Origin of the sequence: Curtobacterium sp. MCBD17_023 (genome assembly GCF_003224415.1) — a bacterium.
Classification (GTDB): Bacteria; Actinomycetota; Actinomycetes; order Actinomycetales; family Microbacteriaceae; genus Curtobacterium.
This window is the reverse complement of the sequence record NZ_QKLJ01000008.1, coordinates 1-12,344: the sequence shown is the minus strand read 5'-3', so window position 1 is coordinate 12,344 and position 12,344 is coordinate 1. Positions and strand designations below refer to the sequence as shown.

The 12,344-nt window shown below is 72.1% G+C and carries 11 protein-coding genes; all 11 read left to right on the top strand.

The genetic code is table 11. From position 1 onward, the window contains the following. Positions 1–14 precede the first annotated feature (14 nt). The gene (locus DEI84_RS10595) at positions 15–560 is read left to right on the top strand and encodes a shikimate kinase (RefSeq protein ID WP_110890841.1); all 546 of its coding nucleotides are present in this window, start codon (positions 15–17) and stop codon (positions 558–560) included. Between the two features lie 11 nt (positions 561–571). Beyond that, the gene (aroB, locus tag DEI84_RS10590; protein ID WP_110825220.1) at positions 572–1,654 is read left to right on the top strand and encodes a 3-dehydroquinate synthase; all 1,083 of its coding nucleotides are present in this window, start codon (positions 572–574) and stop codon (positions 1,652–1,654) included. 57 nt (positions 1,655–1,711) lie between these two features. Further along, complete coding sequence (locus DEI84_RS10585) at positions 1,712–3,403, top strand: AarF/ABC1/UbiB kinase family protein (RefSeq protein ID WP_110825071.1); 1,692 nt, start codon at positions 1,712–1,714, stop codon at positions 3,401–3,403. Between the two features lie 99 nt (positions 3,404–3,502). After that, positions 3,503–4,063: an elongation factor P gene (efp, locus tag DEI84_RS10580; protein WP_110825070.1), complete on the top strand. Its 561-nt coding sequence runs from the start codon at positions 3,503–3,505 to the stop codon at positions 4,061–4,063. A gap of 11 nt (positions 4,064–4,074) precedes the next feature. Beyond that, a complete protein-coding gene (gene nusB, locus DEI84_RS10575; RefSeq protein WP_110825069.1) occupies positions 4,075–4,527 on the top strand; it encodes a transcription antitermination factor NusB in 453 nt (150 codons plus the stop codon). A 77-nt stretch (positions 4,528–4,604) separates the two neighbouring features. Then, on the top strand, positions 4,605–5,174 hold the full coding sequence (gene pyrR / locus DEI84_RS10570; protein WP_110890808.1) for a bifunctional pyr operon transcriptional regulator/uracil phosphoribosyltransferase PyrR: 570 nt from the start codon (positions 4,605–4,607) through the stop codon (positions 5,172–5,174). Then, entirely contained in the window at positions 5,171–6,130 is a 960-nt protein-coding gene (locus tag DEI84_RS10565; RefSeq protein WP_110890807.1) for an aspartate carbamoyltransferase catalytic subunit, read from the top strand. Before pyrR ends, DEI84_RS10565 begins: the two co-directional genes overlap by 4 nt. Continuing rightward, the gene (locus DEI84_RS10560; protein WP_110890806.1) at positions 6,127–7,482 is read left to right on the top strand and encodes a dihydroorotase; all 1,356 of its coding nucleotides are present in this window, start codon (positions 6,127–6,129) and stop codon (positions 7,480–7,482) included. Before DEI84_RS10565 ends, DEI84_RS10560 begins: the two co-directional genes overlap by 4 nt. Then, the gene (locus DEI84_RS10555) at positions 7,479–8,021 is read left to right on the top strand and encodes a hypothetical protein (protein WP_110890805.1); all 543 of its coding nucleotides are present in this window, start codon (positions 7,479–7,481) and stop codon (positions 8,019–8,021) included. The genes DEI84_RS10560 and DEI84_RS10555 overlap by 4 nt, the downstream gene beginning before the upstream one ends. Next, positions 8,021–9,235, top strand: coding sequence for a glutamine-hydrolyzing carbamoyl-phosphate synthase small subunit (gene carA / locus DEI84_RS10550; protein ID WP_110890804.1), 1,215 nt, complete (start codon positions 8,021–8,023; stop codon positions 9,233–9,235). Before DEI84_RS10555 ends, carA begins: the two co-directional genes overlap by 1 nt. Beyond that, the coding region (carB, locus tag DEI84_RS10545; RefSeq protein WP_110890803.1) for a carbamoyl-phosphate synthase large subunit at positions 9,235–12,344 on the top strand (3,110 nt) is incomplete at its 3' end. The genes carA and carB, both read left to right, overlap by 1 nt.

The window sequence follows — 12,344 nt, the reverse complement described above, 5'->3', positions numbered from 1 at the left end:
TCGTCATCGGACCGATGGGCGCGGGGAAGTCGAGCGTCGGCCGCCGGGTGGCCAAGGCACTCGGCGTCCCGTTCACCGACACCGACCGGGTGATCGCCCGCGAGCACGGACCGATCCCGCGGCTGTTCGCCGAGCGCGGCGAGCCCGTGTTCCGCGAGCTCGAGGCCGAGGCGGTCCGACGAGCGGTCGAGACCGGCGGCGTCGTGTCCCTCGGCGGGGGAGCCGTCATGCACGAGGGCACGCGCGCGGCGATCGCGGACGCGCACGTCGTCCTGTTGACCGTCTCGGCCGAGGCGGTCGCGCCCCGGATCCTCGGTAGCGACCGGCCGCTCATCGCGACCGGCGGCATCACGGCGTGGCAGTCGATCCTCGACGAGCGGGCACCGACGTACGAGCGGCTGGCCGACCTGGTGCTCGACACCTCGCGGCGGCCGATGTCCCGCGTGGCGGAGGACGTCGTCGCATGGGTCCGGCGCACGACGCCGGCGAGCGCCCGGACCGATGGCCGGACCGACGGCCGACCCAGCACCCCGACCACCTCCGACGAAGGAGCACCGTGACCGAGTCGACCCTGCCCGAGGGCACCACCGAGATCCGAGTCGGCGGCGACGACGGCTACGTCGTCGCGGTCGGGAACGGCCTGCTCGGGGCCGTCCCCGCGTTGCTCGGCCCGCGCGTCGCCAAGGTCCTCATCGTGCACGCACCGACACTCGGGGCCCGGGCCGAGGACCTCCGGCAGCTGCTCGTCGACGCGGGGCTCGAGGCCCTCATCGCGGAGGTCCCCGACGCCGAGGCCGCGAAGCGGATTGAGGTCGCCTCGTTCTGCTGGCAGGTCATGGGCCAGTCCGACTTCACCCGCACCGACGCCGTGATCGGGCTCGGCGGCGGCGCCGTCACCGACCTCGCCGGGTTCGTCGCCGCCACGTGGCTGCGCGGCGTGCCGTACCTGTCGATGCCCACCACGGTGCTCGGCATGGTCGACGCGAGCGTCGGCGGCAAGACCGGCATCAACACGAACGAGGGCAAGAACCTCGTCGGCGCCTTCGCCGCCCCGCGCGCGGTGGTCGCCGACCTGGACCTCCTCCGGACCCTGCCGCGGAACGAGGTCCTCGCCGGCTTCGCCGAGATCGTCAAGGCCGGCTTCATCGCGGTCCCGGAGATCCTCGACGTCATCGAGGCGGACGTCGATCGCGTCACCGACCCGACGACGCCCGAGTTCCGTCGCGTCGTCGAACTCGCGATCGGTCTCAAGGCGCAGGTCGTGTCGGACGACTTCACGGAGCAGGGCCGTCGCGAGGTGCTCAACTACGGGCACACCCTCGGTCACGCGATCGAGCACGCCGAGCGGTACCAGTGGCGACACGGCGCTGCGGTCTCCGTCGGCATGGTCTTCGCCGCCGAACTCGCACGCCTGACCGGGCACCTGGACGACGCCACCGTGGACCGACACCGGGCGGTGCTGGACTCGCTCTCGCTCCCCACCACCTACCCGCTCGGACGGTGGCAGAGCCTCCTCGCGACCATGCGTCGGGACAAGAAGGCACGCGCCGGCATGCTCCGGTTCATCATCCTCGACGGGATCGGCAAGCCGGTGACGCTCGAGGGCCCGGAGGACCACCTGCTCTTCACCGCATACCAGGAGGTCGGCGCCTGAGGTCCGACGGGTCCCGGCACCCCGGTCCGCCCCAGGCCCACGGAGCAGACTGAGGACGTGCCGAACCCGCCCCGTCTCAGCGACTTCTCCACCCAGCAGCGTCCGGACGCGGGGACCGCCCGCGGTCGGGCCCGTCGGTTCGCCGAGGTGCTCGGGATCGCACGGCGCCACGGGCTCCTGCCGATCCGTCGGCTCGACTTCTCGCGGGAGCCGGCCACGGCCGACCTCCGCCGGGACCAGGCCGACCACCTGCGCCTGGCGCTCGAGGAGGCCGGCGGTGGCTTCGTGAAGATGGGCCAGGTCTTGTCCACACGCGACGACCTGCTGCCCGACGAGTGGACGGAGCGCCTCGCGCTCCTGCAGGGGAGCGTGCGTCCCGCCGCGCCCGACGAGGTCGCCGCGCTGCTCGAGGCCGAGCTCGGCGCGCCGGTGGCCGGGGTGTTCGCGTCCTTCGACCCGGAGCCCGTCGCCGCGGCCTCCATCGCGCAGGTGCACCGCGCACGGCTCGCCGACGGCACCGCGGTCGCGGTCAAGGTGCAGCGGCCGGGCATCGACGCCGCGGTCCGGCGGGACGTCGACATCGCCCTGCGGCTCGTGCGCTTCCTGACCCGGACGTCCGCGCAGGCGCGGCAGCTCGGCGTGGTCGAGGTGGCCGAGCAGTACGGCGCCGACCTCGTCCGACAGGTCGACTTCACCGCGGAGCTGCGGAACCTCGAGTCGCTCCGCGCGGCCCAGGCCCGGAGCGCGCGTCCCGACGAGGTGCGGTTCCCGGAGCCGTACCGCGACCTGTCCACGCGACGCGTGCTCGTGATGGAGTTCCTGGAGGGCGACACGCTCAGCGCGATCCGAGCCGAGCGCTCGGACCGCGACCTCGACGAGCCGATGCGCTCGGTCCTCCGCGCGTTCCTCCGTCAGGTCGTCTTCGACGGCGTCTACCACGCGGACCTGCACCCGGGGAACGTCCTGCTCCTGCCCGACGGACGGCCCGCGCTCATCGACTTCGGATCGGTCGGGAGGCTCGACCCGGGTCTCCGGGACACGGTCCAGGAACTGCTCGCCGCCTACCTGCAGGACGACACCTCACGCATCGCGGACGCGGTCCTCCGGATGGCGCCGGTCCGCGACCCCGAGGACGAAGCGGACTTCCGGCGCGACATGGCGCGGTTCGTCGCCGAGGAACTCGGTCCGGGCGCGCGGATCGGCGTCGAGACGGTGGACGACGCGGTCGAGGTGTTCGGTCGCTACCGGCTGCGTGCTCCGGCCGACTTCGTGGCGGCCGCCCGCGCGCTGGCGATCTTCGAGGGGACGCTCCGCACGCTCGCGCCGTCGTTCGACCTGCTCGAGGAGTCGCGCGGCCTCGCGGCGGAGCAGATCCGCGACCAGCTCCGGCCCGCCGCGGTGCGGAGCGTCCTCGTCCGCGAGCTCTTCGGGCTGGTGACCTCGGCGCGGCGGCTGCCGCGCCGCATCGACAAGATCACCGAGGCGGTCGAGGCGGGGCGGCTGTCGGTGAACATCCGGCTGCTCAGCGACCGGCGTGACCGCCAGACCGTCTCCGGCATGATCCGCCGGGTGTTGCTCGTGCTCCTGGGAGCCGGGGCGGGCCTCCTGGCCGTGGTCTACCTGGCCGCGCCGGCCCGGCCGACGGCCGTGATCAGCACGCTCGTGGCCGGGGCGTTGCTCGGCGGCACCTGTGTCGTGCTGCTCGCGTGGGCGGCCGTCGACGCGTGGCTGGCGAGGAGACGGCAGTAGGCCGGCGGTCCGGTCCCGGCACGCCGGGCCCCGTCCGCTACACTCGTCCGGGGCTCCACGAGCCTGGACACCTTCACAACACCATCGAACGGAAGACCCATGGCGAGTACCACTGACATCAAGAACGGCGCCGTTCTCATCATCGACGGGCAGCTCTGGTCGGTCGTCGAGTTCCAGCACGTGAAGCCGGGCAAGGGCGGCGCCTTCGTGCGCACCAAGCTCAAGCAGGTCGTCTCCGGCAAGGTCGTCGACCGCACCTTCAACGCCGGCGCGAAGATCGAGACCGCCACGGTGGACCGTCGCGACTTCCAGTACCTCTACGAGGACGGCGACTCGTACGTCTTCATGGACCAGGACACCTACGACCAGGTCAACGTCCCGGCGGCCGTCGTCGGTGACGCGCGCAACTTCCTGCTCGAGTCCGCGCAGGTCACCATCGCGATGAACGAGGGCAACCCGCTCTACGTCGAGCTCCCGACCTCGATCGTCACCACGATCGAGACCGAGCCCGGCCTGCAGGGCGACCGCTCCTCCGGCGGCACGAAGCCGGCGACGATCGTCACGGGGTACCAGATCCAGGTCCCGCTCTTCCTCGAGTCCGGCACCAAGGTCAAGGTCGACACCCGCGACGGCAACTACCTCGGCCGCGTCAACGACTAGGCGCTGACCGTATGAGTGCTCGTTCGAAGGCCCGCAAGCGCGCCCTCGACATGCTGTACGTGGCCGAGGTGCGCGAGCTGCCGATCGCGGACGTCCTCGCGACCGAGACGGTCCGCCACCTCGACCAGCCGGAGCGCGCCTCCAGCTGGGACTACGCGCGGCAGATCGTGACGGGCGTCGACGAGGCCCGGTACGAGATCGACGGCGTCATCTCCGACCACGCGCAGGGCTGGGCGATCGCCCGGATGCCGGTCCTCGACCGCTGCATCCTGCGCATGGGCGTGTGGGAGATCCGGTTCAACCCGGAGGTCCCGGACGCCGTGGCGATCGCGGAGGCCGTCGAGCTCGCCCAGTCGCTGTCCACCGACGACTCGGCCGGCTTCGTGAACGGCGTCCTCGGCGCCGTCGCGGAGGGCCGTGGACCGTCCGGTCGGACTGTCGCGGAGGACCGGGAGTCCCGCTAGGCTCGAACGCAACCAGCATCCTTTGATGCCGTCCAGTGAGGCGGGGGTCGTCCAGAGAGACGAGGAAGGAGGTCGGCGTGGGCACCAGAACGGTCCTGCAGCAGTCCGACATCACGCGTGCCCTGACACGCATCGCACACGAGATCCTCGAGGCCAACCACGGCGGCTCGGACCTCGTGCTGCTCGGCATCCCGACCCGCGGGGCCGTCCTCGCCGAGCGCCTGGGTCGGGTCCTCGCCGACATCGAGCCCGGGTGGGAGTCCGCGTCCGGCGGCATCGGCACCGAGCGCGTCGGAGCACTCGACGTGACGATGTACCGCGACGACCTCGGTCGGGGCATCGGTCGGTCCCCGCACCGGACGGTCATCCCCGCCGGCGGCGTCGACGGCAAGGTCGTCGTCCTCGTCGACGACGTCCTCTACTCCGGCCGGACGGTCCGCGCAGCGCTCGACGCCCTGCAGGGCATCGGCCGACCACGCGCCGTCCGCCTGGCGGTCCTCGTCGACCGGGGCCACCGCGAGCTGCCGATCCGGGCCGACCACGTCGGCAAGAACCTGCCGACCGCGGGCGACGAGCGGGTCTCGCTGCACCTGACCGAGACCGACGGCATCGACGAGGTCGTCATCGAGCAGGGCGGTGCAGCATGAGGCACCTGCTCTCGACCGCGGACCTGTCGCGGGAGGAAGCCGTCCGCATCCTCGACGTCGCCGAGGAGATGGCGGAGGTGAACACGCGCGAGGTCCGGAAGCTGCCGGCGCTGCGCGGCCGGACGGTCGTCAACCTGTTCTTCGAGGACTCGACCCGCACGCGGATCTCGTTCGAGGCGGCCGCCAAGCGCCTCTCCGCGGACGTCATCAACTTCGCCGCGAAGGGCTCGAGCGTCTCGAAGGGCGAATCGCTCAAGGACACCGTGCAGACCCTCGACGCGATGGGCATCGACGGCATCGTCATCCGCCACGGGGCGTCCGGCGCCCCGCGCGTCCTGGCCGAGGCCGACTGGATCGACGTGCCGGTCGTGAACGCCGGCGACGGTACCCACGAGCACCCCACGCAGGCGCTCCTCGACGCGTTCACGATGCGCCGCCGGCTGCACGGCACGGCGAGCCGCGGGCAGGGCCTCGACGGCGTCCGCGTGCTCATCGTCGGCGACGTCCTGCACAGCCGCGTGGCCCGCAGCAACGCCTGGCTGCTCCGGACCCTCGGCGCCCACGTCACGTTCGCCGCGCCGCCGACGCTGCTGCCCGCGGTGGACCGCCCCTTCGGCGCCGCGGTCCAGCACGACCTCGACGCCGCACTGGCCGAGGACCCGGACGTCGTGATGACCCTGCGCATCCAGCAGGAGCGGATGAACGACGCCTTCTTCCCGAACCCGCGCGAGTACACCCGCCACTTCGGGCTCACCGCCGCGCGGTTCGCCCGGCTGCCCGAGCGCACGCTCGTGATGCACCCCGGCCCGATGAACCGCGGGCTCGAGATCGCCGGCGCGGCCGCCGACGACGCCCGCTCCACCGTGGTCGAGCAGGTCGCGAACGGCGTCTCGGTCCGGATGGCCGTGCTCTACCTCGCCCTCACCGGTGACCACCAGAAGGAGACCGTCGCATGACCGCACACCTCATCCGCGGCGCGCAGCTGGTCGACGGCACCCGGGCCGACATCCGCCTGGAGGGTCGGCTCGTCACCGCGGTCGGGTCCGGTCTCGACACGGCCGGTGCCACGGTCGTCGACGCCGACGGGCTGCTCGCCCTGCCCGGTCTCGTCGACCTGCACACCCACCTCCGCGAACCCGGCCACGAAGAGTCCGAGACCGTGCTGTCCGGCTCACGGGCCGCCGCCGCCGGCGGGTTCACCGCGGTGAACGCGATGGCGAACTCCTCGCCGGTCGCCGACACCGCCGGGGTGGTCGAGCAGGTGCAGGCGCTCGGGGACGACGCCGGCTACGTCACGGTCCGGCCGATCGGCGCCGTGTCGCAGGGCCTGCAGGGCACGCACCTGTCCGAGATCGGCGCGATGGCGACCTCGCGCGCGGCCGTCCGGGTGTTCTCCGACGACGGCTCGTGCGTCGCCGACCCGCTGCTCATGCGGCGCGCGCTCGAGTACATCAAGGGCTTCGGCGGGGTGCTCGCGCAGCACGCCCAGGAACCCCGTCTGACCATCGGCGCGCAGATGAACGAGGGCCGGCTGTCCTCCGAGCTCGGCCTCGCCGGATGGCCCGCCGTGGCCGAGGAGTCGATCATCGCGCGCGACGTCCTGCTCGCCGACCACGTCGGTGCCCGGCTGCACGTCTGCCACGTCTCGACGGCGGGCAGCGTCGAGGTGATCCGTTGGGCCAAGTCCCGCGGGATCGACGTCACGGCGGAGGTCACCCCGCACCACCTCGTCCTGACCGAGGACCTCATCGCGGGCCACGACGGTGCGCCCGGGTACGACGCCCGCTACAAGGTCAACCCGCCCCTCCGCAGTCGTGAGGACGTCGACGCGCTCCGCGCGGCCCTCGCCGACGGCACGATCGACATCGTCGCCACCGACCACGCGCCGCACCCGGCCGAGGCGAAGCACTGCGAGTGGCCGGCCGCCGCGAACGGGATGGTCGGGCTCGAGTCGGCGCTCAGCGTCGTGCACGCCGCCGTGGTGGCCGACGGACGCCTCGACTGGGCCGACGTCGCCCGGGTGCTCTCGAGCGCGCCGGCCCGGATCGGCCAGGTCGCCGGCCACGGGCACGCGATCGCCGAGGGGGCACCGGCCGAGGTCACGTTGTACGACCCGGCCGCCGTGCGCACGTTCTCGGTCGACGACCTGCACGGACAGTCGCAGAACTCGCCGTACCTCGGCATGCGCCTGCCCGGCCGGGTGGTCGCCACGTTCCACCACGGCATGCCCACCGTCCTCGACGGGGAACTGCTCGACGCCGGGACGGTCGCGGCACGGGCCGCGCACGAGCGGGCGGCGACCGCATGAGCGGTGACACGGCGCGCTGGCTGCTCGGCGGGGTGATCCTGCTCGCGGTGGCGGCGCTGTTCGTCGCGATGGCCCGCACGTGGCGGACGCGCAGCCGACGGCAGGCGGAGGCCGTGCCTCCCGTCCCGGTCCCAGCGGACCCCGGGCCCGTGGTCGGGTCGTGGGACGGGTTCACCGTCGCGACGACCCGCGCCGACGAGCCGCTCGAACGCATCACGGCCGGCGGCCTCGGGTTCCGCGGCCGCGGCGGTGTGACGGTCCACCGGTCCGGCGTCGTGCTGCACCACGCCGGCACGGACGACCGCTGGATCGCCCGGAGCGCGGTGCGCGGTGCCGACCGGGCCACGTGGGCCATCGACCGGGTGGTCGAGCCCGGGGGACTGGTCCGACTGCGATGGACGGCGACCGGCGCCGCAGCTGCGACGGACCTCGACACCTACTTCCGGTTCCCCCAGGGCGACGCGGACGCGCTCCGCGCGCTGCAGGGACCGGCGACGACGAACGACTCCCCGCACACCGCGGGCGAAGGGACGAACTGATGACACGCGAACGGGCCGTACTGGTCCTCGAGGACGGCACCCGGTACGACGGCTGGGCCTACGGCGCCCGCGGGCGCACGCTCGGCGAGGTGGTCTTCGCGACCGGCATGACCGGCTACCAGGAGACGCTCACCGACCCGTCGTACGCGGGCCAGATCGTGGTGCAGACGGCACCGCACATCGGCAACACGGGGGTGAACGACGAGGACCCCGAGTCCCGGCGCATCTGGGTCGCCGGGTACGTCGTGCGCGACCCCAGCCGGGTGGTGTCGAACCACCGGGCCAACGCCTCGCTCGACGAGCACCTCGTGCGCGACGGCATCGTCGGCATCTCCGGGATCGACACCCGGGCCCTGACCCGGCGCATCCGCGACGCCGGCGCGATGAAGGGCGGTGTCTTCAGCGGGGCCGACGCGACGCTCGACGCCGACGAGCAGCTCCGGATCGTCACCGAGCAGACCGGCATGACGGGCAGGAACCTGTCCGCCGAGGTCTCCACGGCCGAGGAGTACGTGGTCGCGCCGGTCGGGGAGCGGATCGGCACGCTGGCCGTCCTCGACCTCGGCGTCAAGGCGTCCACCACGCGGTACCTGTCCGAGCGCGGCTTCGAGGTGCACGTGCTGCCGCAGGACGTCACCGTCGAGCGGCTCCGCGAGCTCGACCCCGACGCGCTGTTCTACTCGAACGGCCCCGGCGACCCGGCCGCCTCCGACGCCCAGGTGTCGCTCCTGCAGGACAGCCTGCGCGACGGCCGACCGTTCTTCGGCATCTGCTTCGGCAACCAGCTGCTCGGCCGCGCGCTCGGCTTCGGCACCTACAAGCTGCCGTTCGGCCACCGCGGGATCAACCAGCCGGTGCTCGACACCACGACGGGCAAGGTGGAGATCACGAGTCAGAACCACGGCTTCGCGGTCGACGCCCCGGTCGGGGAGACCCTCGAGTCGCCGGTCGGTTTCGGCCGGGTCGAGGTGTCGCACTACTCGCTGAACGACAACGTCGTCGAGGGCCTCCGCGCGCTCGACATCCCCGCGTTCAGCGTGCAGTACCACCCCGAGGCGGCCGCCGGACCGCACGACAGCATGTACCTGTTCGACCGCTTCCGGGACATGGTCCTCGCCCGACGACAGGGGGGGCCGCTCGACGCGGCCACCGCCGACGCGACCACCCCCGCCGCCGACGTCACGACCGCCGACACCACGAAGGAGGGCAACTGATGCCCAAGCGCTCCGACATCAGCTCCGTCCTGGTCATCGGCTCCGGTCCGATCGTCATCGGGCAGGCCGCCGAGTTCGACTACTCCGGCACCCAGGCGTGCCGCGTCCTGCGCGCCGAGGGCGTCCGGGTCATCCTCGTGAACCCGAACCCGGCGACGATCATGACCGACCCGGACTTCGCCGACGCGACGTACATCGAGCCGATCACGAACGCCTCGCTCGAGGAGATCATCCGCATCGAGCAGCCCGACGCGGTCCTGCCGACGCTCGGCGGGCAGACCGCCCTGAACGCCGCGATCGCGCTCGACGAGGCCGGCATCCTCGAGAAGCACGGCGTCGAGCTCATCGGCGCGAAGGTCGACGCCATCCAGCGCGGTGAGGACCGACAGCTCTTCAAGGAGCTCGTCCTCGAGTCGGGCGCGGACGTCGCCCGCAGCCACATCGCGCACACGCTCGAGGAGGCGAAGGAGTTCGCGCAGGACCTCGGCTACCCGCTCGTGGTCCGGCCCTCCTTCACGATGGGCGGGCTCGGCTCGGGCTTCGCCTACAACGAGGAGGAGCTCGTCCGCTTCGTCGGCGACGGCCTGCAGTCGTCCCCGACGACGGAGGTCCTGCTCGAGGAGTCGATCCTCGGCTGGAAGGAGTACGAGCTCGAGCTGATGCGGGACAACGCCGACAACACGGTCGTCATCTGCTCGATCGAGAACGTCGACCCGGTCGGTGTGCACACCGGTGACTCGATCACGGTCGCCCCCGCGCTCACGCTGACCGACCGCGAGTACCAGAACATGCGGAACATCGGCATCGACATCATCCGTCGGGTGGGCGTCGACACCGGCGGCTGCAACATCCAGTTCGCGGTCGACCCCTCGAACGGTCGCGTGATCGTCATCGAGATGAACCCGCGCGTCTCCCGCTCGTCGGCCCTCGCGTCGAAGGCGACGGGCTTCCCGATCGCCAAGATCGCCGCGAAGCTCGCCATCGGGTACCGGCTCGACGAGATCCAGAACGACATCACGCAGGTCACCCCGGCGAGCTTCGAGCCGACGCTGGACTACGTCGTCGTGAAGACCCCGCGCTTCGCGTTCGAGAAGTTCCCCGCCGCCGACGCGACGCTCACCACGACGATGAAGAGCGTCGGCGAGGCGATGGCCATCGGCCGCAACTACGCCACCGCGCTGCAGAAGTCGCTCCGGTCGCTCGAGAAGCGCGGGTCGAGCTTCCACTGGGACGTCCCGGCGGACCAGCTCGACAAGGCCGCCCTGCTCGAGAAGTCGCGCGTCCCGACGGACGGCCGGATCGTCACGGTCCAGCAGGCCCTCGTCGCCGGCGCCACCACGGCGGAGGTCTTCGACGCCACCGGCATCGACCCCTGGTTCATCGACCAGATCGTCCTCATCAACGAGGTCGCGGCCGAGGTCCGGGACGCTGCGACGCTCGACGCCGACACGGTCCGCTGGGCGAAGGAGCACGGCTTCAGCGACGTGCAGATCGCCGCGCTCCGGGGCATCACCGAGCAGGAGGCCCGCGACCAGCGGCACGCGCTCGGCATCCGGCCGGTGTTCAAGACCGTCGACACCTGCGCGGGCGAGTTCCCCGCACTGACGCCGTACCACTACTCGTCCTACGACACCGAGACCGAGGTCGCCCCGAGCGACCGCAAGAAGGTCGTCATCCTCGGCTCCGGCCCGAACCGCATCGGCCAGGGGGTCGAGTTCGACTACTCCTGCGTGCACGCGTCCTTCGCGCTGAGCGACGCCGGGTTCGAGACGATCATGGTGAACTGCAACCCGGAGACGGTCTCGACCGACTACGACACCTCGGACCGCCTGTACTTCGAGCCGCTCACGGCCGAGGACGTCCTCGAGGTCATCGAGGCCGAGCAGGCGTCCGGGCAGGTGGTGGGCGTCGTCGTGCAGCTCGGCGGGCAGACCGCGCTGGGCCTGGCGAAGCCGCTCGAGGCCGCGGGCATCCCGATCCTCGGCACGAGCCCGGACGCCATCGACCTCGCCGAGGAGCGCGGGGCCTTCTCCCGCATCCTCGACGACGCCGGCCTCCTCGCCCCGAAGAACGGCACCGCCCACGACCTGGCGAGCGCGACCACCGTCGCCGAGGGCATCGGCTACCCGGTGCTCGTCCGCCCGTCCTTCGTGCTCGGTGGGCGCGGCATGGAGATCGTCTACGACTCCGCCGCCCTCGCCGACTACTTCGACCGGATGGCCGACCAGGCGATCATCGGCCCGGACCTGCCGCTGCTGGTGGACCGCTTCCTCGACGACGCGGTGGAGATCGACATCGACGCGCTGTACGACGGCGAGCGGCTGTACGTCGGCGGCATCATGGAGCACATCGAGGAGGCCGGGATCCACTCCGGTGACTCGTCCTGCACCCTGCCCCCGGTCGGCCTCGGTCGCGCCGAGATCCAGGCCGTCGTGGACGCGACCGAGGAGATCGCGCGGGGCGTCGGCGTCCGCGGTCTGCTGAACGTGCAGTTCGCGATCGGTGCGGGCGTGCTCTACGTCCTCGAGGCGAACCCGCGTGCCAGCCGCACGGTGCCGTTCGTGTCGAAGGCACTGGGCATCGCCCTGGCGAAGGCCGCCGCGCGCATCATGACCGGCTCGACGATCGACGGGTTGGTCGACGAGGGGATGCTGCCCGCCCGCGACGGCGCGTTCGTCCCGGCGCAGGCGCCGGTCGCCGTCAAGGAGGCCGTGCTCCCGTTCCGGCGCTTCCGCACCGCCGACGGGCAGGTCGTCGACTCCGTGCTCAGCCCGGAGATGCGCTCGACCGGCGAGGTCATGGGCATCGACCGCGACTTCCCGCGGGCGTTCCTGAAGAGCCAGGAGGCCGCGTACGGCGGGCTCCCGACCAGCGGCACGGTCTTCGTGAGCGTCGCCGACACGGACAAGCGCGCCATCGTCCTGCCGGTGCACCGCCTGCAGCAGCTCGGGTTCCGGATCATCGCGACCGAGGGCACCGCCGAGGTGCTCCGCCGCAACGGCATCCTGGTCGGCACGGTCGGCAAGTACAGCCAGGGGCAGGAGAGCGTCGTCGACCTGCTCGCCCGCAACGAGGTCGACATCGTCATCAACACGCCGAGCGGTGCCTC